Source organism: Haloprofundus marisrubri (assembly GCF_001469955.1).
GTDB classification, from domain to species: Archaea; Halobacteriota; Halobacteria; order Halobacteriales; family Haloferacaceae; genus Haloprofundus; species Haloprofundus marisrubri.
On the sequence record NZ_LOPU01000029.1, the window covers coordinates 224,311 to 246,384 of the forward strand.

A 22,074-nucleotide genomic window follows, 5' to 3' on the forward strand; every position below is an offset into this window, starting at 1 on the left:
TTATGCGACCACGATAGTGATTTCTCGCTGGTCGAGCACTCGTTTCCCGCTTTCCTCCCTGACGGAGATTTCGACGGTCGCTCGATACGTGTCGTTTTCGAGGCGGTTCGAGGGAACCGAGGCGTCGTCCAATCCGACGGTCAACTCTCCGGAGAAACCTTCGTCGACGGTACGGAACACCTCGGTGTCGTACGACAGCTCAGGTACTCGAAGCGAGTACATGACGAGCACGGGTCCGGAAGTCGTCTCTACCGAAACGGTCGACATCGGGGCGTCGAGTTTGTGGATTCCCGACCCAGTGACACCCTGACGGAGTGTGTAACGCTCGCTTGGAATCGTAGTCTCCGAGACGGTGACGCTGCCCGTCGCACCTGTGAACGTCGAACTGTCGTCGTCGACGCGGTCCTCGGGAGTTAGGTCGACACCGGCGACGACGGGGCCGCTGACCACGGCGGTGAGGAGAAAACACGAGAGAACGAGTACGACCGGGTCGCGCCACGTCACCATTGCCTGTAGCTGGTTACATCGCGTTAATAAATGTACTGGATATTCTGCTTTTAGAAATTGTGTCTACAATTTACATTTTAGGAGTACCAGCACTCTCAGTTCCAGTCGGACTGTATCTACTGAGAGATGACTGCCGAAGAACAGGACACTACACGCGAAGCCAAGAGACGTCCGCAGCCCCCCAGCTGCGGACGCACCATGCAGTGAGCGAGATGACAGTCACAGCTCACGTGCCGTCGTCAGGCAAAACCGGAGACATCTGCTCCCGTACGCGCCCGACGTGTGATGTACTCTGACAGGCTGGTTATAGCTCTTTTGTGTTAGCATAATAGCATAACCGGAACACAGTGTCGTCAGTCACTTATACGAAATCAAGGAGAATACCTGCGCCTTTAGGTGCAGGATGAATCCAACAATAATTTACAGTGACGACGCGGGTCACATGGTTCGTTCTTCAACATCACTGAATCGAAAAGAGCAGAACAGTCAGGAGGGAACTGCTGACCAAAAACAGAAGAAGACCCCACTTCGTGCCGAATACCTGTATCACTGGCTCAAACCCCACTAGGGTTTCTTCTCTGGTCAGCGATTACAGACTCGAAACACATGTATGAGCTTCCTTCTTCCATTGAATATCATCGAAATTTTATTTCTGGCAAAATAACCTTTCGGTTTGACATTTGAGGCAGTTTTTCAGAGAATGCACCATCTGTCCACAGCATCCGGTAACGCCTTCTACGCGGCGATCTTTGTCGAATTTGAGGGTGTATTCGACTGCGTCACGTTCACCCACAGATGTGTTTCTTGGTACGCATTCTCTATCGTCGGTTCCGCAGGTGGGTCCGATTTGTACAGCAGATAGGTGAGTCGTAAGCGTTTGCCAGTCAATTGCGGTTGTACTGTGTGGTTGTGGTGCCAGGTTTCGTTGTGTGCGAGTCTCGTCTCCAAGCGGTGTATCCGCTGTTTTTCAACTACCGTAGTTGAGTTGTTCGAGATGCTAACGCGCTGGAGTTCAACGAGCAACGTGTAGTTGACTGGTTCGTGCTCTTGGTTTCCGATGCCGACGTACAGCGACGCTGGTTCGCCCTGCGTAAGGTTCGCAGGATAGTCGTCTGCTACGAGTTCGTTGTCCGCGTTTTCAGTCAATAGATACAGCTCCGAAAACGATTCTCCCTCCTTCGGGACGGCAACTGCATATCCCACACTCGCTGCAGCGGTAATGACACTCGCAGCGAGCACGACATTGAGTATAGCGTCCGTCTTCGTATTGGGGTACAACAGCTCCGTTTTTGCGGCTGCAATCCACGTTTGGTACGGCACCTCAAATCGTTCATCAACGGAAAGCGCTTGACGACGCTGCGCTGCCACCGCAGTTACGACGAGTGTGAATGCACTGAGGGATACGACAATCGGCACAAGCCGGATTCCCCACGGTGTGAAGTTGAGCACCAACCCAATCAGTGGCGAAATCGCGATACTGGTCCCGAACGAAAGCGCAACGCGCTCTAACCCGTCGATTCCTTCTGCGGACTCTCCGACGCCCTCCCAGTTCTCGTCTTTCGGTCCAGTCCCGGCTTCCGGAAACAGCGCTGCGATGAACGCATATCCTGGAACGAACAGTACAAATGGCAGTCCCAGAACAAGCCTCAGTGGCGTTTCATCGACGATCGGCAACAACGCTGCCCCCGCAGTAGCACAGACGAAGACGATGACCGCGACGAGGTCCGCCGGCAACGCACGAAGTGGGGCCGGAACGAGCAGTCGCCAGTCAGTTTCGGAGGACACGTTCGGCTCCTATAATTCAGGTGTAAAAAATGAGTCGATATCCGAACAGATTCTCATCTCGGAGGTGATGCTACTCAGTCGTTCTGAGAGTGTTGCGGACTGTCAGACAGAATCGATTCGATTGCATCGAACGCATCTGCAGCACTGTCTGTAGAGACACCGTTTCGCGTGTACGCTGCTGTTTCGTATGCAGCGGTAAGTGCTCTGAATTTCTCCATGTCAACGTCTTTGCCGTGCTCAGACTTCACGCGTCCATAGTACTCCCAGTGAGTCTGCTGTTTCTCAAGGCCAAACTGCGCACTAAGTCGGTGTCGAATCCCCATGTATCCGAGTTCGACTGCGACGTCCGCATCACCTCGCTGGAGTGCATCACGTGCCAGTGACAGCACTGATTCTGATTCTTCCAGTCGGTCTACTGTACTCGGTTGAGAGTTGTTATCGGCTATCTCCGGATTCTCAGTGGCTGTCGTTTCAGATTGCGACTGTCTCTCGGCGCGCAACCATCGCTGACCGAAGAATAGTCCTCCGACGATGAGAATAATTGTTGCACCGACGCCAATCAAGACGAAACTGTTTGAGTTGCCTCCCTCGGCTCCTGCTACTGGTGGAAGTGCCTTCTCAGCACGGACATCTCTCAAGTTCGTACCAGTTCCTTGAAACTCTACCGCGAGCTGTTGTGTTTGTTCGGCGTCCGCTTGGTCATCGCTTGCAGGGAGTGTGATTTCTGCGTCGAACTCACCGTTTTCGTCCGTCGTCACTGTGGTGAGTACGCTCCCGTCGAACCGAACGAGAATCTCCTGATTCGACACTGGGTTGCCACCTTGCGTTTCGAGACGCCCCGACAACTGCGCTTGCGACGCTATGTCACGGGTTAGATTGAATTGTATCTGCGTTTCTGTTCTTTCGATGGTTGTCAGGACAGCGGTCGTGTTCGAGGTAAGTGCGCTACCACGGTAGCCAAGTTGTGCGGCAAACGCCGCTTCCCCGCTCGAAGCGTTTGCAGGCATTGACGTGGAAAAGTTGAACGCTCCAGTTTCGTTCGTCCTGACCGTGGCCAGCGACGAATTCTGCAACATGAGTCTAACCGGGGCGTCGCTGACTGGACGGCCCTCTGCAGTTACCGTGCCTGACAGCGTGACGTTCTCACCATAACTGAGGGTCTCTGGAACGTCTGCGAACGTGATTTTGGCTTCGACAGGACGAACCGTTGCGGAGATGGTCGTGTTTGTGCCGTAGTAGGTTGAGTTCGTCTGAGGAACGTACTGAACAGCAATCTTGCTATCAGTTGCTGATAGAGACTGCGGACGTAGTTGCGTCGAAAATCGACCTTCGGAGTCAGTTTCCGCCTGGACAGTTTGTGTGCCGAACTCCAGCGTAACGTTCTGATTTGCTACAGGGCTACCATCTGCCGCAGTCAGACGCCCACTGATCGGAAGCGGATCGAGATACGATGTCTCGTTCGATCCTGCAGTCACCGACAGAGACGTCCGTACGAACTCTGACTGTCGAACCCTCGTCTGTTGACTGGATATGTTCTGCTGGGTGGCGTTGACCTGCGTCGTCTCGCCGGTGAAGTTTGCGCTCGTCTCGTTTTCAAGCGTCTCATACGAGTCGGTAAGCGACGTGCTTGTCGAGTTAATTTCTCTATCGAGTCTATCGAGCTCTCGTGCTAACTGTCGGGCTTTCTCTTCGTTGCCCGCGCGCTTTGCCTTCTGATATTCAGCGTATGTTTCACGGTACTCCTGCACCGTCTGAACATACTCACGCTGTTGCGTCCGTGTTTCGTTGAGCTTGGAACTCCCTTGAGTTCCGTCCCCGCTCACCTCAACGTATTTTGCGAGTAACTCAGAGTAGTCGTCTCCGAGCGTTTCCTCCGCTTGCTCGTACTCTCCATCCTCCAGTTCAATGGAACTCTCTTCGAGTCTCGACGCAAGTTGTGACGCTAAGTGCTCGCGGAGTTGGGCCTGATCACCCTCACTGTCGACCTCGTCGGGATTGACGTGACGCCTCGTGCTGTTGTTTTGTACCTGTTCGAGTACTCTCTCGGTGTTACCCAATGCATCTATCCCGAGAGATTCACCACTCTCGGATTCTATCTGGGTCGCCGCACCGACCGGAAGAACCGCGGCAGAGAGTACCACCTGCAGGGCGAGAATCCCAACTAGAATTCGATTACGGACGACAGTCGGGCGTGTCACGAATGGGTCGTGTTATCCGAAGTATAAATTCTCTTTCTTCTCACGCACGGATGATATATACTCAAGCACACACCCGCGCCTTCAGGCGTGAGGATGGCTTCTGCAGCCAGAGAAAGCTGACGGAGCGCTCTGACGGCGCGAGGCAATTCCTGTACAGATTCACAAGTTTCAAACAGAACATTCAATTGACGTGCCCTACACCTCCGCGTAATGCGTGTGACGAGCCGAGGTTGGACAGCAATCTCTCTTCTGTTGGCCCTTGCTGTGCTTTCGGCTCTCTTCGACGAACGAACACTTCTCTTTGCTGTTGTAGTCTTCGGTGGGTGGCTTCTGTCCCAACAAATCCTCGCCGTACGGGGGTTTTCGCAGACGTTCGATACCCTCGAACATCAGCTGTATCTCAGCCACCCTCGACAGCGGGTTGACTCGGATGTAGACGTCACCATACAACTCTCTCGTGCGAACGACGAGACGACAACTGTGACGGCGACACTGTCTACGCCAGTTGCGGGGAGAGCAACGTCCACTGAATCTCGAACCGTCGAACTCCAGCGAAAAGAGACAGCTGACTCGACATCCTGTGCGCTTCGATACCCTGTCGCGGGTGTGTTCACACTTCCCGATATCTCTGTGACACTCACTGACGGAGCACAGATGTTTACCGAAACGTACGATCTTTCGACGGCCACAGCAGTCACCATCGAACCACCAGAACCGCACGATGTCTACGTCGGGCAAGGCGGACGTCAACTCGCCTCGGCGTACGGTGAACACGACGCAGACAAATCCGGCAGCGGGCTCTTGCCGTACGAGCTGCGAGAGTACGTCGACAGCGACTCCGCAAATCGCATTGATTGGAAAGCAACGGCCCGACTTGGTTCTCCTCACGTCACCGAATACGAACTTGAAGCCGAACAGCGCACTATCCTTGTTGTTGATGCCCGAGCGTCGACGAAAAGAGGCCAACCTGGAGAGACGCCGCTCGATTACATCCGTGAAGTTGGACTTGGCCTCGTGGATTCAGCCGAGAAGACAGCAGATCCGGTAAGTCTGTATCTCCTCGAGGAGGGGCAGTACACGCTCACCGAACAAGCTGCAAAGACCAGCGCCGAGTTCCGCCGAATCCGATATCAACTCAATCAACTCTCTACACAGTCGGAGCTAGCACAGAAATCGCAGGGTCAGCGAACTCGCGTCTCACTCAAACGTTCACAGCTTCGCACCCAATTCAGTGAAGACGACTCCACGTTGGGACAGACACTTTCCCCATATCTGAAGACGGGTTTCCGAACGGCATACACAAATACGGATGTGCTCGGGGAAGTTGTCGAACGCATAATCTTAGAACACCGTGACGCTGGAAGCGTGCAGGTGCAGTTGCTAACGACAGATCTCAACCAGCCGACGCTTCTCGACTCCGCCGCGCGGCTGAGTGAGAATGGACATCAGATGGTTACCTTCCTCACGCCAGCTGTTCTCTTCGATACGAATACGCAACGTCCGATAGCCGGAGAAGATAGCTACCGCGAATACGTGGAGTTCGAGGAATTTCGTCGAACGCTCGCACGGTTAGACCGCGTGAAAGCGCTCGAGCTAGGGCCACGAAACCGGGTCAAGACGCTGCTCGCTCAACGAGATCCCTAACCGGTGCCCTGACTAGCCATTGTTCGCATTTCGGTCTCGGAATGATTAACTATGCTCAGTCAGAGACTCGCTCGAATGGAATCTGTAGACCGACTATCTGGTTCGTCGTCTCTCACATCGGTCGCAGGTGAGCCGCGTCTGCTCACAGTCTCTGTGTTCTGTGTTCTCCTTGTGGTGGCTGTGATTACGAGCGGAGTCGTCGGCGTTGGGATTGCTGTGCTTTCGCTGCTCGTTGCGATTTTTATGACGGCACCGATCGCATACGCGACCGGTGCTCTCATGCTTCTCGCCCTTCCGGCGCTTCCACCGTTTTCGGCGGCCGTGATGCATCTCGGGTTGGGACTGCTTCTGTTCTGCCCTCTCTATGCATCGACGCAGAACCTGGCAGCCAGCGGTGTCGTGTTCGTACTCGCTCTAGCTGGACTTACCGTCGTATTCGTTTTCCTCGAGTCGGGTTCGGTCTCGATTGTCAGCGCTGCTGCTTTGCTTGCCGGCCTTATCGGATTCGTCGGCTACACGATTCATCGATACGAGCGCGTTCGTCTTGGCCTCGTCACAGCAACGGAGAACACCCATGAGTAATTCATCACTTTCACAGTCTGAGGACAGTACCGCACGGTCTGCTGTCGATACGGCACAGTCTGAAGAACAACGACTCCGAAACGAACGAGACACGCTCCAGCGAGAAAACCAGCGCCTTCGCAGCGCCTACCACCAAGCACAACAGGCTACTCATCGACGGGCCGCAGGTGGACTTGCAATCGTCGGGGCACTCGCTGCAGCGGCCTCAGCGCTGTTTCCCAGCGTCGCAAATGTCTTGCTCGCACTGGGTGGCGTGGGTCTGTTCGGTGCAGTGCTGACGTACTATCTTACGCCCGACAAAGTCGTCTCAGCGGACGTCACACAGCGGGTCTACGACACGAAAGCGACGAACGAACAGTCACTCGTTACGGAACTCGGTCTCACCGGACAGACTGTGTACATCCCCCGGTCATCAAACAGAGACGACGCTGCAACGGATTCAGTCAGACTGTTCGTCCCCCAATACAGCGAATACTCGATTCCAGCTGAGTCAGCGCTTGACTCACTGTTCGTCGCCACCGAGGCTGACAAAGCCCGCGGAATTTCGCTGGTTCCCTCCGGAATTCATCTGTACCGCGAGTTTCACACGAGCGGTCGACAGTCCTCGGGTGAAACTGGCTCTGTCGCCGAGTCAGTCGACGAACTCGTTGACGCGGTACTCCATATGTTCGAACTCGCAGATACGACAGAAACAACTGTTGAGGCCGAATCTGGTCGCGTACGTGTCGCGTTTAGCAGCCCAACCTACTCCCGGGCAGATGTACTCGAAAACCCGATTGCCTCATTCCTCGCTGTTGGACTCGCGCAACATCTCCGTAGACCCGTCTCTACGACCGTCACTGCGACTGAGGACACACTTTCGGTAGTGTGTCAGTGGGATATCAAATAACGGGTGGTCAGTACTGTGTTGCATTTCCTCTCGGCGAAGACCGGAATTCTCTGTTTGTAGAACGGTAGATCCCGAATCGCTGACATCCACCTGACCGTGTTTTCGCGTTGCATTCGTCGCCAACCAGCTCAAATCCCGGACACCGACATCTAACGGTATGGTTGCCTATCTTCCAGAGCGAGTAGACCAAAGCCACCGTATCCCCGGACATCCATCCGATATCCACAGCACCGCTACGAAACCGACCATGACGATCTCGGAGACAAAAACGAGGTTGGTCTCGATGTTGAGGAAATGTTCGAGGAAACTGGTGTCTGATTCGTACGGCGGCGGTGGATACAGCGGCCACAGAAGAAATCGCAAATACACTGGGTCTAACTCGAATAGAGGCACGAGCGCATCTCCGAGGAGATGACTCAGATACCCTACGGCGAATGCAACACCAATCGACTTGTTGCTCAAGTATCGGGCGATAGCGAGCGCAACCGCAATGACGATTGTGGCAGTGAGTAGCGAATGTGCCAACGAACGGCCGGAAGGCAGAATCGCAAGCGTCCAAGCGAGCGGCTTGTCGATAATGTCTGGAAACTGGGTTCCAAAAGCGAGCGCTATGACAGTGCTATCTGTATGTGGCCACTCCCATCGATGGCCGACAAGACGATACCACAGATATCCAAATGCCAGATGACCCCATGGCCACATTGCCTGTTCTTTTGTGCTTCACTCTATACTCTTTGTGAATATTGTCTGCCCTGTCAGTACTTTTGTTCGGAACACTCTGTTAACACACAAGACCTATGTGTGAGTTGCCAAACAACTGTGTTGTCGGGTGAATGACTGGATTTAGTCTCCAGTACATCCGAACTTTAGCACGTGAGTTGTGACTGTCATCTCACTCACTGCATGGCTCGTCTGCAGTCGGGGGGCTGCAGGCATACTTTTCAAAAACAATGTCGTTGAGTGAGACGAAGCCGCTTGCCTGTTAGCTCAAAGTGAACGCTGTATCTCATCCTACTCGCTCGTTGAGGAGGGGCCTTAGCGCCTACTTTCAGGTAACTCCTGAACCGGCTCTGACTTCGACGCAGCGTTCTGAAGCGCATCAATTCGGGAATCGAGAGATACTCCAGAGAATAGAATGTCGATTTCTACACTCTCTCTATCGGGCTGTGGATAGTCTCCTCCGCGGACCTCCATACACTCGGTTTCGCTTTCGATGTACTGTCTCCCGCGTTCGACTCCTTGACGATTCAGCCACGCGGGCGGACCTCCCACTACAGCAAGTGCTCGTTCGGTACTCGCAAGCGAACAAGGCGCTGTTAGTCCCTGATGAATGGCTTTCCGAAACCCAGTCTCTAAGACACTGATTGCTTTGGTCGCATCTACGGGCTCTGGCTCAGATCTGCCCAGCAAACGTGAGAGAAGACCTGGATTAGACTCGGTGGTCTCGACGGTCGTACTCGAATATCCGAGCACAGAGACGCCACCACCATGTAACGTGTTGATGATTTCACTTGCATCGATCACGCTTTCGGCGACAGTTTCGGATGCGTCGACCTCTCCTGCGCTAAAGAGGACACCGAGTCGGCGCACCAACTCTGCGTTCACTCGCTCGAAAGCGTCCTCGATTGACTCACCAGACGTGAGCCACGCCTCGTTGTCGAACAGCAATAGATTGTCGACCACCCCGGTAAGTGTACGAAGCGACTGGATTGAGTTTTGGGCCGCAGTAGGAGATTGATCAGTAGCTGGAAGCACACCAACTCCGTAAATTGGGACGTCGTACGTTTGGCGAAGTTCTTCGGTCAACGGACGAACTGCTGTACTTCCCGTGCCTCCACCTAAAGACGTCGTGAGAAGAATTGCGTCCGCCTGTGATGTTGGCACATCGTCCAGTGAGCGAAGTAGCTCAGTACAGTTTGCTTCAGCGAGTTTGCTTCCCTGTTCGGAGTCTCCGTCGACGCCTTGACCACTGACTTCGAGTTGGCCGTAGAGGATACGATGTTGGTCGGGAATCGCTGTGAGTGCGTCAAGGTCTTGTTGTGTTGTATCGAACGCGAACGCTCCGACTGTGAACGTAGAGGACTGTGTCCTCTCGAAAGCTACTAGTGAATCTGCGATTCGTCCACCCGCCTGACCGACCCCAATAACGATCAGCTTCATAATTCATTGTTGCAGAGGAGTATTTTGAATCTTCTGTCATTTACATACGTCAGTAAGCGACAGACGGATTTGCAAACTAAAACCCAAACGTCGCTTTAACTCCCGAAAGCGAGTGATTTCACGACGACCGGGACCGTCTGGCCGCTCCCAAGCGCCTCTCCGATATCGAGATAATCGCCGTCGGAAGCAACGACTTCGTCCACGACGACGAGAGGTGTGTTCGCGTTCGACGCGGAGTGCAACTGCTGGCCGAGTGCCTTCCCACAGTTTTGTCTCGTCAGTACGATTCGGGGACACTCGCTCGTGAAATACTGCTCGTACACGTCACCCAGCGCTCGTGCAAGCGCCTTGATTCGCCCATAGTCTAATGGTGAAATCGAGGGCAGAGACAGGACGAACGGCGACGTCTCGTCGAGTTCGTACAGTTCACACCCCTGCTCGAAACAGCCCTGTAACTCACTGACGATGGTCGCGTAGTCGTGGTCTGCAGTTATCGTAGACCCCTCGACGACCGGCAGATTTCGCAACGGGAGTAACGATTCGTCGATGTGGGTCGTCGCCCCGCTGAACGAGGTCGTCTGGGTTCCAACACCGACGACAGTTGCCCTGATGTCTTCGTCGGGGTGACGAACGCGAAGCGACCGTCGGTCGATTTCTTGGCGAATCGCAGCCGCAAGGATAACCCCGAAATCGCCGAAGGCGAACTCCGATTCGTCGTTCGTCTCCTCTCTTTTCGAAATCAGGCGACCGACCCCACCACTGAAGACGACGGTATCGACTGTCTTTCCTGTGTACTCGCTCGACCCGATAGTGAACGAGTCGGTAACCGACGAAAGCGGGGGGCCTTCGATTGTGTCGAATAGCAACTCAGTCATCGCGGTTGCGAGTCGCCGACGTTCTGTGTCGGTCGGTCGCGTTCCGACAGCGATATCGAGGCCGCGTATCTCGATGAGTCGCTCTGCAGGCTCTGAGATGTGGGTTACCTGTCCTGTCTCGTCGAATCGGAGCAATCGTCCCCCGACGTCGAGACACCGTGTTTCGACGACGTCGTCGCCCGAAAAGAGACACATGTTGGTCGTTCCTCCCCCGACGTCGACGTTGAGCACTGTTTCGTGGCTCTTTGTGGCCCACGCTGCAGCTCCCGAGCCCTTTCCGGCCAAGACGGCTTCCAGTTCGGGGCCTGCTGCTGCGACGACGAACTCGCCAGTGTGAGTTGCGATGTGGTTGACGAGTTCCTCGGCGTTTTCTTTGTACGACGACTCGCCTGTGACGATGACGGCACCACTGTCGATGGCGGAAGCCGAGTAGCCTGCTGCTTCGAGTTCCGATTCGACGAGTTCACGAACGGCGTCCGTATCGAGTGTGTGTCGGTCCACGAGCGGCGTCTCGTGGATGGCCCCTCGATAGACGACCGTCGTTTCGCCGATATCGACGGTGACAGCACCGATGCCGGACCGATTGACGGTGAGTTCACTGACGATGACTTGCGTTGTCGTCGTTCCGATATCGATACCGACGCTGGTGAGTGTCGGAGGGGTAGTTTGGGACATCCTTCGTTTCGGTTTTAGTCGAGGTCGATGCCGCTTCCTCGTTGGTCGTGCATTCGTTCGACGAGGTCGATGATTTGCGCGCCTGCTTCGACCGCTGGGAGCCCATCGACGTGGATGTTCGAGATGACCGATTTCTTCGCCGTCGGTTTGTCCGGGTGTGGCTCGTAGACGAGATAGGCACTCAGACTCTCAGCCGTGTGTAACCCGGGCCGTTCGCCGATGAGGTTCACGACGCTCGTTGCACCGAGTGTCTTACCGATTTCGTCCATTACGTCGACGCGACCGAACTTGACGAACAGCGGGGTCCCAACCTCGAACCCACGTTCTTCGAGTCCATCTACGAGCATCGCCAACAGGTTGGGGACGTTCTTTTCGACTGCCGTCGAACTCAGACCATCGCAGACGAGAATCTGGACATCCGGGTTCAGCGTACACTCGTCTCGAATCCGGGCTTCGGTTTCGTCGCTAATCTGTCGACCCAAGTCGGGGCGTGCGAGATACTCGTCTTGGTCTGTAACTCGACTCTGAATCGATGTCAGGCCAGTCTCTTCTATCATCTCCTCGGAGACCTTCGTCAAGACAGCATCGCGGGCTCTGGCATGGTCTGCTCGGAACGACAGCATCGACGATGTCCGAGGTCGAGTACCACTTCGTCCAACGCCGAGTCGAGACGGACTGGCATCGACGATTCGTGCGAGCGCGTCTTCGTCTACGGGTCCGGTGTCGTCTGAATTCGGTGAGTCGCTCATCGATCTCCCTCCAGAAACCGCGTTGGGTCGCCAGCGTGTGCGGTCAATCGACCGTCTTCCATGAGCTCCATCGACTCGAGCCACGTCTCGAACTCCGGGGCCGGGCCCATGTCGAAGATATCCCACAGCGCCGAGGCGTCGTGATAGCTGTTCGACTGGTAGTTGAGCATCGTATCGTCACCCATCGGCACGGTGATGAAGTAGTTCGACCCCGCCGCGGTGAGCAAGACGGCGAGATTCTCGATGTCGTTCTGGTCGGCTTGGATATGATTCGTATAGCAAGCGTCGATGCCCATCGGGATGCCGGTGAGTTTGCCCATGAACACGTCCTCGAGTCCGGCTCTGATGACCTGTCTCCCGTCGTAGAGATACTCGGGGCCGATGAATCCGACGACCGTATTCACCAAGAACGGGTCATAGCGCTTGGCGAGTCCATAACAGCGAGCTTCGAGTGTGACTTGGTCGACACCCGCGTGGGCGTCACTCGACAGCTCCGAGCCCTGCCCAGTCTCGAAGTACATGATGTTCGGCCCCGAGGCCGTACAGTGCTCTTTCCCGAACTCGTACGCCTCGTCGAGGAGGTCGACGTCGATGCCGAAGCCTTCGTTACCGGCTTCGGTTCCTGCGAGACTCTGAAACAGCAGGTCGGCGGAGCCACCCTGTCGGACTGCCTCCATCTGGGTGGTGAGATGTGAGAGCACGCAGTTTTGCGTCGGAACGTCCCACGTTTCGATGAACTCCTTCGTCACGTCGAGCAGTCGCTTTGTTCGCTCGGCGTTGTCCTCGACCGGGTTGATTCCGATAACGGCATCGCCGACGCCGTAGGAGAGTCCTTCCCGTATCGAATGGCGGATGTTTTCGACGTCGTCGCTGGGGTCGTTCGGTTGGAGTCGAAACGAGAGCGTCCCCTCTGCACCGATAGTGTTGTTGCACCGAGCGGTGACCTGCATCTTCGAGGCTGCCTGAATCAGGTCCATGTTCGACATGAGTTTCGCAACGGCGGCGACCATCTCACTCGTTAGTCCCGGTCGAATACGTGCAATTTCGGGTTCACGCGTCTGTTCGTCGACGAGAAACTCGCGAAGCTCGGAGACGGTCCAATCTTTGAGTCGGTCGTAGGCGGCTTCGTCGACACCGTCTTGGATGACTCGGGTTACCTCGTCGTCTTCGTACGGCACTACAGGCGACTCTCGGAGTGTTTCCAGCGAAAGCGACCCGAGTGCGTCCTTTGCAGCGATTCGTTCGGCTTCCGAATCGGCCGCGATTCCTGCCAGTTGGTCTCCTGATTTTTCTTCGTTTGCTTTTGCCAGTACTTCTCGGACCGAGTCGAAGGTGTGTTTCGACCCGGTGATACGTGATGTGATGCTCATTTGAATCTCCCGTGCGTGGTTGGGTTCTATCGTGACGTCTGGAAATTGGCAATGTCACGTCGTCTGTCAACAGGCGTCGCGCGTCGGGGATGGTCTACGACCGAGGCATGCGCGTGTCGCTGATGTATTTGGACGAGGCGAGTGACATGGCAACATCTAGCACAACCTAGTATCTCAATACGCGGCGTCTTGAGTGTTGCCCGAATCCAACTTCGAGTAGGAGTGACTTCCAGTTTGCAGGACACAGCAAGCAGAATTCATCAGCGGTTGTTTTGACAAAGAACCAGCAGCCCTGCAAGACGCCTCTGAGTACCCTCGGTGTACTGTTCTGCGAGTTTCTCTACGTGGTGTAGTACTCGTTGACATCCTCACCGAGGCTTGCTTCGAGACTGGCTTTCAGTGGGGTGTCCTCTCCGGTCAACTCGACCGAAATCCAGTCGCCTTCTCCCTCGTAGTCGACGATGTCCGCAGTTGCAAGCTTGGGGAGGTGCCGATGGTAGAGAGCGGTCAGTACTTCTTCGATGTCTTCGCTGCTCGGAGAATCGTACTCTCTTCGCGCAACCGCTACAGCGAGGTCCTCAAGGAGGACAGGTCGTCGCTGTTCTGTGAGATACGCAAGAACAGCTCGGCGACGTGGGTGACCGACAGCACCCGTAACTACGTGTTCGAGCGACCCGTCCGCGAGAGGCTCAGCGGATTGATTTGAGGCTGCGTTTTCGGAGGGCTCCATCATAGACGATTGAACATACCTCCCACAACCGGGTTACATCACGGCCCGTATATTCCGGGTGTATATACGCTCAATTCACGATTCCCGACCAATCATCCCTATCGTCTCCCAACTCGTCTCTGCGCAATCTCATCGAGATACACACCACTTCGATTGACTCCGAGAGGGAAGCAAGTGGTTTCTGCACTGCCGGAGACGAGAGTACATCGCTGTTGTATCCGAACAGTCTGCTCTCAGTCTACGTGTACCTCGGTATGCGGGTGGTTGGGAAATCGTCTCTCCCGGAGTAAGACATTTGAGAGATTCTATCAGCTAATTTGACGGCGAAACCCGCTCAAACGCATGTGTGGCTGTTTTTTCATCGGACTCTTCGCAGCGTCTACGTCGATAGTATGCCGCTTTCACCCTCTTTAGCAGGGCCTGTAGAACAACTCACATCGGTATCGGTGAAAGACACACTCCGGCAGCGCATCGCCTCTCAAATCTGAGTTCTCGGTGCTACTAACACAGACTGCAGTTTCGAATCGAATTCTCCATACAATCGGCTTCTCGACGTGGATTTCATGGAAATTCGAGGTACTGAGACGAAGTCATTCCCCGGAGATTATTAACCTGAAAAACTGCCTTTCGAGGGCTATCGGTCTTGGTATCGGCGTCTGAGGCGAAATAGAGGCCACATGACTAGATTCGGTCTGTCACCCATCTCAATGACGAAAACCCATGTACAAATCCGTCACGTCCTGCGGTTTCACTTCGTCGAGACGTGACTTGATGAGTCGACGGTTTGTTATTAACCTGATTCGTATACCGACGTTTCAGGCTCTCATTCGACTGTTGAGGTATTCTTCAGATAGGGGTTCGTTTCCGCTCGCCGATCGAGCTAGATGATTTGAGATACAGTTTCGAATACAGGCGTTATTCCGGATGATTTCTGGTCGTACATTGCAGGCATTCATCAGTATTCACTCCGACTAAGCAGCTCAAACGGATTTTTCGACATAGTTGGTGGGTGTACTCCTCGGTTTCGAGGCTAGATACTGGTTGTCGAGTTAGCTCGCTGGTGGCTTCAGAAATTTCCCGCTGGTGAATCCGACAGCTACTCTCTGTTCAATTCGGTTGCAAATCGGCCTTGAGGTAGTCTCTGTTCAGTACCTGTCTGTTGGAGTTGAGAGTCTGTATGCTGTATTGTCTGTTCTGAACAATACTGTGGGCAAAAATTCAGTGTCACACTGAGTGTGTATCCGTATGCTCTAACCCATGAACAAGACGAGTTCCTGAGTGAAGGGTGCGAGGCACCCAAGTCCTGCCTCGACGACCTATGACGGACGCATTTGCTCCCCTCGATACAACCTGAAGAGTCGTCAACGTCGAGTACAAAGCCAAAGTAAGAGGTATCTCGGCTGAGCAGGTGAACCCTGCGTACACGTCACAGCGATGCTCGACGTGCGGGTTCACCCACGACGGGAATCGTCGTCTCGAATCGTTTGCGTGCCAGCAATGCGGGTACAAGAACCACGCGGACTACAACGCCTCAAAAAACATCGGACTGAAACTCCTTCGCAACCGAACTGGAGGCGAAGGAGGCGCACCCGTAGGCGTGCGCTTGAACAGCGGGATGCTGAACACGAACGGAGTCACATCCGTGCCAAATTTGGCTTGAGTGGGAGTCCACGCTGAATGCCACGGCCTTTAGGCCGTAGTAGCTTACCTGTAGAAGCGGAGAATACAGTCGATTGGCAACGAAAGCGATCAGTACTGCTCAATCTGAATCTCGTCGAGTCGCTCGAAATCCTCGACGTTTCGAGTAAGGACTGGTTCGTCAAGGATGGCTGCAGTTGCACCAATGATTACATCTCCATCGCCCACTGCATTTCCGTTGTTCATGAGTTCTCCAGAGAGGCGACCTGCTTTCCGCATCACTGCCGTATCTGCCGGGTACGCTGGTTTGGAGGCAAGAACGTCCTCCACGAGTTTCCGTTCATCCTCCGACTGGTTTGACCGCGAAATGCCATAGTATAGTTCAAAGAGTGTCATTGCGGAGAGCCGCTGCTGGATGAGGTTTTCTTCGAGCTCCCGGGCCTTCTCGACGGCGTCTTCGTCGCCACGCATCAAATCGATGAGAAAGGAGGTATCGAGTAGCACTTCAGACCTCTTGTAGTTCCTCTGTGATCTCTTCGAGATCCTCGTGACGACGAGAGCGGCGTTCTTCGATTGCGTCTTCGAGGGCATCTGCCTGCTCGTCGGAAAGAATCCCAGCGAGTTCTACAAGCGAGCGTTCGCCGGCGAGACGAAGCACAACCTCAGAGAACGTCTCGTCCCCCTCTTTATGCGCTGCAAGTCGATTGTAGGCTTCCTCGGACAGGCGAATGCTCTTGGACATCTGCATACGGGTGTATGCAGCTTCTCAATTTGTATGTTAGGGTCTGTTTCCAGACAGAGAGACACATCTATCCGAACACGAAAACCTCGGCATTAACGTCGTCGGGAGTCCGCACGAACTCAATGGCCAGTATCTCTACCGGCGGGCGCTCAGGCCGAGTGTCAAAGAGTTCATCGACCTCAACGACGGAGCAGAGATTCTCGAACTAGAGGTCTCTCCCGACGCAGCACTCGTCGGGGTATCTCTCGCCGACGCGGGCGAACGCGGGCTCATCCCTGACCAAACAATTCTCGTTGCAGTACAACGTGACTCGGCTCTCATCGTCCCGTACGGGGAGACAGTGATTCAAGCAGGTCAGTAACCCACGGCTGGAGTCGTGGGCTTCCTCCTTGCATCTGTGTGACTCGGTCACCGTGTTCTCACGCACCGGGCTGAGTACTGACCTCTTGCGAGCATTCGAGGGTGAGACGACGTGAGCGAGCCGAATCTCATTCTGCACTCACTGTGACGGAACCGAATCGCTTGATACAGATTTCCTATCGAGCACTCAGCTTACCTCACTCGGCGCCCTACTTCTCTCTCAAAATGCCGACGACTGCCACCGAACGACCGACCGAGACCGACACGAGAATGAAAGCCGTAGCGGCCACAGAGTACGGTGGCCCAGAGGTTCTGCGGCCCTACTCCGCGCCGAAACCCACCCCGGAGCCCGACGAAGTCTTGATTCGCGTCCGCGCGTCCACCGTCGGACCGGCCAATTCTGCCATGCGTGAGGGACGACCGTTTCCAGTCCGGTTTTTCAGCGGCCTCCGACGGCCAACGTCAATCCCGGGCGACGCATTCGCCGGGGAGATTGCGTCTATCGGCAGGGACGTCACGCGCTTTACCGTCGGCGACCGGGTGTTCGGGACAACCGCGCCCAACTCGGGCGCACACGCCGAGTACGTCTGCGTCCCCGAAGATGGCACACTCGAACTCACGCCCGCGGGCGTGAGCGACGCCGAGGCAGCCGCCGTCGCCGACAACGGCCTCACAGCGATACTGTTCGTACAGAACGTAGCCGACCTCCAACCTGGCCAGTCCATCCTCGTCAACGGCGCTTCAGGCGGCATTGGGACGTTCGCCGTCCAACTCGCCGCCCACGTCGGTGCAGCGGTCACCGGCGTCTGCAGCACCAAGAACGTCGACCTCGTGCGATCGCTCGGCGCCGACGCAGTCGTCGACTACACAGCCACCGACGTCGCCGAGACAGGTGAGACGTACGACGTGATCTTCGACGCCGTGGGCAAGGGGTCGTTCGCGCAGTTCAACCGAATGCTGAACCCGAACGGCCAGTACATCACGACCGTTCCTTCAGTAGGAATTCTTTTCGACATGGCCCGGACGAGGCTGGTCGGTGACAGACGGGCCGTCTTCGCGGCCACGGGCATGAAGTCAACGGGTGTGCGGAAACAATACCTCAGAGAGCTACAAGAACTCCTCGACTCCGGGGAAATCCGCTCAGTGATCGGACGGCGGTACCCGGTCGCAGAAATCATTGAGGCGCACCGCTACGTCGACACCGGGCACAAGCGCGGGACAGCCGTGGTCACGATCGACTGACCGACCAATCCTCACGAGTCGAGATCACCGAACGCGGCGCTCAAGACGTCGAGGCCACTACCGAAACCAGCCGAGACAACCGCTAGCTCGGTTGTACCCCGTTGAGGCGAAACAAGTTCGTATGGCTTTGTTGAAATCCTCAGACGCGGACAGTTTGCCGAGACTGTGCTGAACTCAGCGCGCAAGTCGGTCAAACTGCCCTTTGTCTTTGCGGAAGCTATTTTTCCAATCTTAGAGTGATTGTACTGTATGAATTGGTCTCGCCTTCTTCAGGGATTCGGTGGTCTCAGTGTCTCTTTCGGTTGTATCTCAGTCTGGTACGCATTCCAGCGTCAGATGTGTTCTGGAGGTGGAGAATGCGCTCCGAATATCGCGTATCTCGTTCCCGGAGTTCTTGCCGTTCTTCTTGGAGTCAGTTTAGTTGTGTTTGCCCATCGACGCAGTCCGGCGGAGAATGCGGTTCAAATCTGATAGACACACCCTCTGTCTGTTCCATGCGTATTCTGGCAGCTTCAGCAGGATTTAGGTGTGAGACTCCGGGCGAGTCACCACTTAATATCCTGGTTCGATACGGTTCATGAGGCCATCGAAATCTGTGTCGAAGCTCAGCACAGCATCGATACCACGCGACTCACACAGAGCGACTATCGTCGCGTCAGTGAAGCTGAGGTCGTGGTCGTCGTATCGACGAAACGTTTCTAGCGACGTCCGAACGTCGTCCGGTTCGACGTGGATCATCTCGAAGACACCAGGGAAGGGATCTTCTCCGAGAATGCGACTGGCGACGGTGTCCGCAGCCTCAAACGAACCTGTTCGAGCGCGCGTGAGGGTCACGGTCTCGTCGAAAACGTAGTCGTTCGTGTACGGCTGTCCGTATTCCCCATCAAGCAACTCGTCGAATGCACTGACGGCCTGGTCGTGCCGATCCGCATCCGTATCGTGGTGCGCAAAGAACACGCCAGTATCGACGAAGACACTCATCCGTACAGCACGTCGTCGATGTCTTCTTCGCTCGTTGAGACTCCGGACGAGACCATCCCATCGTGAAAATTCTCCCGCTCGGATTCGGCGAGGGGAACACGTTTTTCTCGGAACGAGTCAATAAGATCTGCCTTGGACTCGATGGCATGCTTAACGAGCCGTGCGAGGATTTCCTGTTGTGTCACTCGCTTGCCCGTCTTCAGCCGAATTTCGGCCTGTAATCGTTCGAGCCGAGACTTGGTGTCGTCGTCCATTTTCACCGACGTGGCCATACTTCTTAGTAGAACATACTACTGGGTAACGTTTGCTACCGGAACCACTGGTGTAACCAAAGTCTGCTGCACACATCCTCTGTATCTCGCACCCCGTTACTGACAGCGGTTGAGGTGTTCGCTCACCGACTGCTGAATGCAGAGTGCGTCTGCGTCAGAGAGTGTTCGAGATGAGTGAAGCAACTCTTTGACGTTAACTCGCAGTTATACGAAATCAAAGAGAATACCTGCGCCTTTAGGCGCAGGATGAATCCGACAATAATCTAAACTAATCACCGTTCGATTAACCGGCTGGATATTCCACGTTCAAATCCACATTTTTACAATAGAACATCACATAACCTGTTATGGAGCTGTTCCACGAATGCACATCCATCGCACATACCGAGCGAAAATCCGCAACCACTCACAAGTGGAGCGGATGCTCGACCTGCATGGATGGAGTGCATCGAAACTATGGAACGTTGCAAACTACCACTCCCACGAAGTGTGGGCTGAAACGGGCGAAATTCCCGACGATTCGGACTTGAAAAGCGAGTTGAAAGGCCATGACAACTACAAAGGACTACATTCTCAGTCCAGTCAGCGCGTTCTGGAGGAACTCGCTGAAGCCTTCAACTCGTGGTTCGGAAAACGCAAGTCAGACGACCGAGCGAATCCGCCCGGCTACCGCAAGAAAAACTACTACGACAACGACGGAAACCGCGTCCACGAAGAACACCCCCGTTCGACAGTGACGTGGAAGCAGAAAGGCATTCGCCACGATACCAAACACAACCGTATCCGCCTCTCGAAAGGCGCGAATCACAAAGACCACCCGCGAGACTGGGACTACATCCTCGTTGAATACGAGACCCGTCCCGAGGTCACAGTTGAAAATCTGCAACAAGTTCGAGCCGTCTACAGCAAGTCAAAGGGACGATGGGAACTTCACCTCGTGTGTAAGCACGAAGTAGAGACGCCTGACGCTCCCGGCAACGAGACAGCAGGCGTTGACCTCGGTATCTGTAACTTCGCGGCGGTCGCATACAGCACCGAGGAGGCCGACTTGTACCCCGGAAATCGCTTGAAACAGGACGGGTACTACTTCCCGAAGGAAATCGCCAAGTGCGACGACTCAGGCGGTTCTGAGGCCACTCGATTGCACCACAAGTGGTCGGAACGCCGAACCCACTTCTTCAACTCCTTAGCGAAGCACATCGTTGAGAAGTGTGTTGAGTGTGGCGTGGGTCGCATCAATATCGGGAAACTCGCTGGCGTCCGAGAGGATGAGAAGGGTGAATCGAAGAACTGGGGTCGTCACGGGAACCTCGACTTGCACGGGTGGGCGTTCGACCGCTTCACGAAGATTCTCACCTACAAGGCGAAAGTCGAAGGAATCGAAGTCGTAGAGGTGTCTGAGCGGAATACGAGCAAGACGTGTTGTGTCTGCGGTAGAGAAGACGATAGTCAGCGTGTTGAGCGTGGCTTGTACGTGTGTGAGCCGTGTGATGCGGCGTTCAACGCTGACGTGAACGGGGCGGAGAACATCCGTCTCGACCTGAACCAAAGTAACTCCGAGTCTGCACCTAGATTGGGTGGGGATAGGAGTACCGGCTGGTTGGCACAGCCCGGAGTCTACCTTCATGACTTGTCCCACGGATTCTCACCGAGGGAACAAGTGGTAGACTGCAAACCGTAATATCCCAACGCTCGGGATTCCCGCGTTGACGAGACACAACGTGTCTCGTTCGCCCACCAGAACGCTGCGCGTTCTGGGGACGTCTTCAGGCGCGGGAGGATGTCAAGACGTTCGCACCACCCCAGGCGAGAATCCCGAGGGCGAATACGCCTGCCCACGTCCGCCCAGAAACAGCAGTCATAGCCCCGTAGACCAACCGTTGGGCTTCGACGGTGAGAAACTGTGGCGTCACAGTATAGATTTCGATCGCCAGTTCCTCGCCGACGAGCGCAAACACCAACACGAGGAGTGGAACGAACGAGACGAACGCGTAGTAGGCGAGTGCACCCGCTGGGTACTTGATCTCCTTTTTGTATGCCACCCGAATCACTGTCATGGTGAATTCGAGCGTACCAGCGAGTCGTCCCATACCGTCACGACGGAAGCCAGAGACAAAGAGACTGAACCTCGCCACGGTCTCTTGGACGCGAGAATGAATAGGGTGAATGCAGCAGGCCAGTGAGCTGGCTAAATATACACGAAGACGCTGGAGTCGACTACACTGGGCCGGGAGGGGTCACTGGTGTAGCGGTCTAACAGTCACGTCACCACGGCTCGAAACATCAATTTGACAACCCTCATACCAAAAACACACTTCGATGGATCGTTCTCGAGGCGACGTCAAGAGGTCGGTTAGTGCTTCGGGGTCGATAACATCGAACAACGGTGGCATCGCGGTGATATCGCGGTTGGTGATGCTCGCCACGGTTTCGACAATCGCGAGAACGACCGAGTGGGGATCCTCGCTGAAGTTTGTGTGAGCGAATTCCCCCTCGGGACCAGAATCCACATTGTCGTTGAAAGGAGACTCAGCAGATGAGTTAGATTGCTTCTTGGTAGCACACATTCCCTCACTAAGCGATTCAACGTACTAAGCGGAGACACTGACTAGTCAGGGTGGATTCCCGCACCTGTACGCAGGTGTGAAACGACCGTAGAGTGACATCCTCTCACG

20 protein-coding genes and 1 pseudogene are annotated in these 22,074 nt (G+C 55.0%); 6 read left to right on the forward strand and 15 right to left on the reverse strand.

Annotated features, from left to right (window positions below):
* From AUR64_RS11640 to AUR64_RS11650, 3 genes are all read right to left on the reverse strand, one after another.
* Complete coding sequence (locus AUR64_RS11640; protein ID WP_058582119.1) at window positions 1–507, reverse strand: hypothetical protein; 507 nt, start codon at window positions 505–507, stop codon at window positions 1–3.
* A 735-nt stretch (window positions 508–1,242) separates the two neighbouring features.
* Entirely contained in the window at window positions 1,243–2,292 is a 1,050-nt protein-coding gene (locus AUR64_RS11645) for a DUF1616 domain-containing protein (protein WP_058582120.1), read from the reverse strand.
* A gap of 74 nt (window positions 2,293–2,366) precedes the next feature.
* A complete protein-coding gene (locus AUR64_RS11650; protein ID WP_155120583.1) occupies window positions 2,367–4,490 on the reverse strand; it encodes a DUF4129 domain-containing protein in 2,124 nt (707 codons plus the stop codon).
* 210 nt (window positions 4,491–4,700) lie between these two features.
* On the opposite strand from AUR64_RS11650, the gene AUR64_RS11660 reads away from it, so the two are divergent.
* The 3 genes from AUR64_RS11660 (at window position 4,701) to AUR64_RS11670 (ending at window position 7,605) form a co-directional block, all read left to right on the forward strand.
* Window positions 4,701–6,134, forward strand: coding sequence for a DUF58 domain-containing protein (locus AUR64_RS11660; protein ID WP_082230733.1), 1,434 nt, complete (start codon window positions 4,701–4,703; stop codon window positions 6,132–6,134).
* Window positions 6,135–6,209: 75 nt separating this feature from the next.
* Entirely contained in the window at window positions 6,210–6,716 is a 507-nt protein-coding gene (locus AUR64_RS11665; protein ID WP_155120584.1) for a hypothetical protein, read from the forward strand.
* Between the two features lie 394 nt (window positions 6,717–7,110).
* Window positions 7,111–7,605 carry a hypothetical protein gene (locus AUR64_RS11670; protein WP_155120585.1) on the forward strand — a complete coding sequence of 165 codons (495 nt, stop codon included), beginning with the start codon at window positions 7,111–7,113 and terminating at the stop codon, window positions 7,603–7,605.
* A gap of 165 nt (window positions 7,606–7,770) precedes the next feature.
* Here the strand turns inward: AUR64_RS11670 and AUR64_RS20035 are convergent, their stop codons facing one another.
* From AUR64_RS20035 to AUR64_RS20490, 6 genes are all read right to left on the reverse strand, one after another.
* On the reverse strand, window positions 7,771–8,307 hold the full coding sequence (locus AUR64_RS20035) for a metal-dependent hydrolase (protein ID WP_082230737.1): 537 nt from the start codon (window positions 8,305–8,307) through the stop codon (window positions 7,771–7,773).
* A gap of 333 nt (window positions 8,308–8,640) precedes the next feature.
* Window positions 8,641–9,765 carry a tubulin/FtsZ family protein gene (locus AUR64_RS20040; protein ID WP_082230738.1) on the reverse strand — a complete coding sequence of 375 codons (1,125 nt, stop codon included), beginning with the start codon at window positions 9,763–9,765 and terminating at the stop codon, window positions 8,641–8,643.
* A 95-nt stretch (window positions 9,766–9,860) separates the two neighbouring features.
* Window positions 9,861–11,315 (reverse strand): ethanolamine ammonia-lyase reactivating factor EutA, encoded by a 1,455-nt coding sequence (locus tag AUR64_RS11675; protein ID WP_058582126.1) that lies wholly within the window; start codon window positions 11,313–11,315, stop codon window positions 9,861–9,863.
* A gap of 14 nt (window positions 11,316–11,329) precedes the next feature.
* The gene (gene eutC / locus AUR64_RS11680; protein WP_058582127.1) at window positions 11,330–12,064 is read right to left on the reverse strand and encodes an ethanolamine ammonia-lyase subunit EutC; all 735 of its coding nucleotides are present in this window, start codon (window positions 12,062–12,064) and stop codon (window positions 11,330–11,332) included.
* Window positions 12,061–13,434: an ethanolamine ammonia-lyase subunit EutB gene (locus AUR64_RS11685; protein WP_058582128.1), complete on the reverse strand. Its 1,374-nt coding sequence runs from the start codon at window positions 13,432–13,434 to the stop codon at window positions 12,061–12,063. The genes eutC and AUR64_RS11685 overlap by 4 nt, the downstream gene beginning before the upstream one ends.
* A 340-nt stretch (window positions 13,435–13,774) precedes the next feature.
* On the reverse strand, window positions 13,775–14,167 hold the full coding sequence (locus AUR64_RS20490) for a DUF7344 domain-containing protein (RefSeq protein ID WP_155120586.1): 393 nt from the start codon (window positions 14,165–14,167) through the stop codon (window positions 13,775–13,777).
* A 1,363-nt stretch (window positions 14,168–15,530) separates the two neighbouring features.
* Here AUR64_RS20490 and AUR64_RS20045 point away from each other — a divergent pair.
* Window positions 15,531–15,824 (forward strand): annotated as a pseudogene (locus AUR64_RS20045) (transposase); the annotation flags it as partial.
* A gap of 89 nt (window positions 15,825–15,913) precedes the next feature.
* Here AUR64_RS20045 and AUR64_RS11695 read toward each other — a convergent pair.
* Together AUR64_RS11695 and AUR64_RS11700 are read right to left on the reverse strand one after the other, a co-directional pair.
* The gene (locus tag AUR64_RS11695; RefSeq protein WP_058582130.1) at window positions 15,914–16,306 is read right to left on the reverse strand and encodes a type II toxin-antitoxin system VapC family toxin; all 393 of its coding nucleotides are present in this window, start codon (window positions 16,304–16,306) and stop codon (window positions 15,914–15,916) included.
* A gap of 1 nt (window position 16,307) precedes the next feature.
* Window positions 16,308–16,544, reverse strand: coding sequence for an antitoxin VapB family protein (locus AUR64_RS11700; protein ID WP_058582701.1), 237 nt, complete (start codon window positions 16,542–16,544; stop codon window positions 16,308–16,310).
* A 585-nt stretch (window positions 16,545–17,129) separates the two neighbouring features.
* Between AUR64_RS11700 and AUR64_RS11705 the strand changes: the two genes are divergently transcribed.
* Entirely contained in the window at window positions 17,130–18,146 is a 1,017-nt protein-coding gene (locus AUR64_RS11705; protein WP_082230739.1) for an NAD(P)-dependent alcohol dehydrogenase, read from the forward strand.
* 552 nt (window positions 18,147–18,698) lie between these two features.
* On the opposite strand, the gene AUR64_RS11710 is transcribed toward AUR64_RS11705, so the two are convergent.
* Window positions 18,699–19,127 carry a type II toxin-antitoxin system VapC family toxin gene (locus tag AUR64_RS11710; RefSeq protein WP_058582131.1) on the reverse strand — a complete coding sequence of 143 codons (429 nt, stop codon included), beginning with the start codon at window positions 19,125–19,127 and terminating at the stop codon, window positions 18,699–18,701.
* Entirely contained in the window at window positions 19,124–19,399 is a 276-nt protein-coding gene (locus AUR64_RS11715) for a hypothetical protein (RefSeq protein WP_058582132.1), read from the reverse strand. The genes AUR64_RS11710 and AUR64_RS11715 overlap by 4 nt, the downstream gene beginning before the upstream one ends.
* Window positions 19,400–19,763: 364 nt before the next feature.
* Between AUR64_RS11715 and AUR64_RS11720 the strand changes: the two genes are divergently transcribed.
* Window positions 19,764–21,080 carry an RNA-guided endonuclease InsQ/TnpB family protein gene (locus AUR64_RS11720; protein WP_058582133.1) on the forward strand — a complete coding sequence of 439 codons (1,317 nt, stop codon included), beginning with the start codon at window positions 19,764–19,766 and terminating at the stop codon, window positions 21,078–21,080.
* Window positions 21,081–21,165: 85 nt separating this feature from the next.
* On the opposite strand, the gene AUR64_RS11725 is transcribed toward AUR64_RS11720, so the two are convergent.
* Entirely contained in the window at window positions 21,166–21,489 is a 324-nt protein-coding gene (locus AUR64_RS11725) for a YhjD/YihY/BrkB family envelope integrity protein (RefSeq protein ID WP_058582134.1), read from the reverse strand.
* A gap of 147 nt (window positions 21,490–21,636) precedes the next feature.
* A complete protein-coding gene (locus AUR64_RS21395) occupies window positions 21,637–21,966 on the reverse strand; it encodes a HalOD1 output domain-containing protein (protein ID WP_162265537.1) in 330 nt (109 codons plus the stop codon).
* Between the last annotated feature and the right edge of the window lie 108 nt (window positions 21,967–22,074).

Excerpts from the sequence above, each read along its gene's own strand:
- AUR64_RS11640 (WP_058582119.1), bottom strand. The coding sequence starts at position 507 with ATGGTGACGTGGCGCGACCCGGTCGTACTCGTTCTCTCGTGTTTTCTC.
- AUR64_RS11660 (WP_082230733.1), top strand. The coding sequence starts at position 4,701 with ATGCGTGTGACGAGCCGAGGTTGGACAGCAATCTCTCTTCTGTTGGCC.
- AUR64_RS11665 (WP_155120584.1), top strand. The coding sequence starts at position 6,210 with ATGGAATCTGTAGACCGACTATCTGGTTCGTCGTCTCTCACATCGGTC.
- AUR64_RS20035 (WP_082230737.1), bottom strand. The coding sequence starts at position 8,307 with ATGTGGCCATGGGGTCATCTGGCATTTGGATATCTGTGGTATCGTCTT.
- AUR64_RS20040 (WP_082230738.1), bottom strand. The coding sequence starts at position 9,765 with ATGAAGCTGATCGTTATTGGGGTCGGTCAGGCGGGTGGACGAATCGCA.
- AUR64_RS11675 (WP_058582126.1), bottom strand. The coding sequence starts at position 11,315 with ATGTCCCAAACTACCCCTCCGACACTCACCAGCGTCGGTATCGATATC.
- eutC (WP_058582127.1), bottom strand. The coding sequence starts at position 12,064 with ATGAGCGACTCACCGAATTCAGACGACACCGGACCCGTAGACGAAGAC.
- AUR64_RS11685 (WP_058582128.1), bottom strand. The coding sequence starts at position 13,434 with ATGAGCATCACATCACGTATCACCGGGTCGAAACACACCTTCGACTCG.
- AUR64_RS20490 (WP_155120586.1), bottom strand. The coding sequence starts at position 14,167 with ATGATGGAGCCCTCCGAAAACGCAGCCTCAAATCAATCCGCTGAGCCT.
- AUR64_RS11700 (WP_058582701.1), bottom strand. The coding sequence starts at position 16,544 with ATGTCCAAGAGCATTCGCCTGTCCGAGGAAGCCTACAATCGACTTGCA.
- AUR64_RS11705 (WP_082230739.1), top strand. The coding sequence starts at position 17,130 with ATGCCGACGACTGCCACCGAACGACCGACCGAGACCGACACGAGAATG.
- AUR64_RS11710 (WP_058582131.1), bottom strand. The coding sequence starts at position 19,127 with ATGAGTGTCTTCGTCGATACTGGCGTGTTCTTTGCGCACCACGATACG.
- AUR64_RS11715 (WP_058582132.1), bottom strand. The coding sequence starts at position 19,399 with ATGGCCACGTCGGTGAAAATGGACGACGACACCAAGTCTCGGCTCGAA.
- AUR64_RS11720 (WP_058582133.1), top strand. The coding sequence starts at position 19,764 with ATGCACATCCATCGCACATACCGAGCGAAAATCCGCAACCACTCACAA.
- AUR64_RS11725 (WP_058582134.1), bottom strand. The coding sequence starts at position 21,489 with ATGGGACGACTCGCTGGTACGCTCGAATTCACCATGACAGTGATTCGG.
- AUR64_RS21395 (WP_162265537.1), bottom strand. The coding sequence starts at position 21,966 with ATGTGTGCTACCAAGAAGCAATCTAACTCATCTGCTGAGTCTCCTTTC.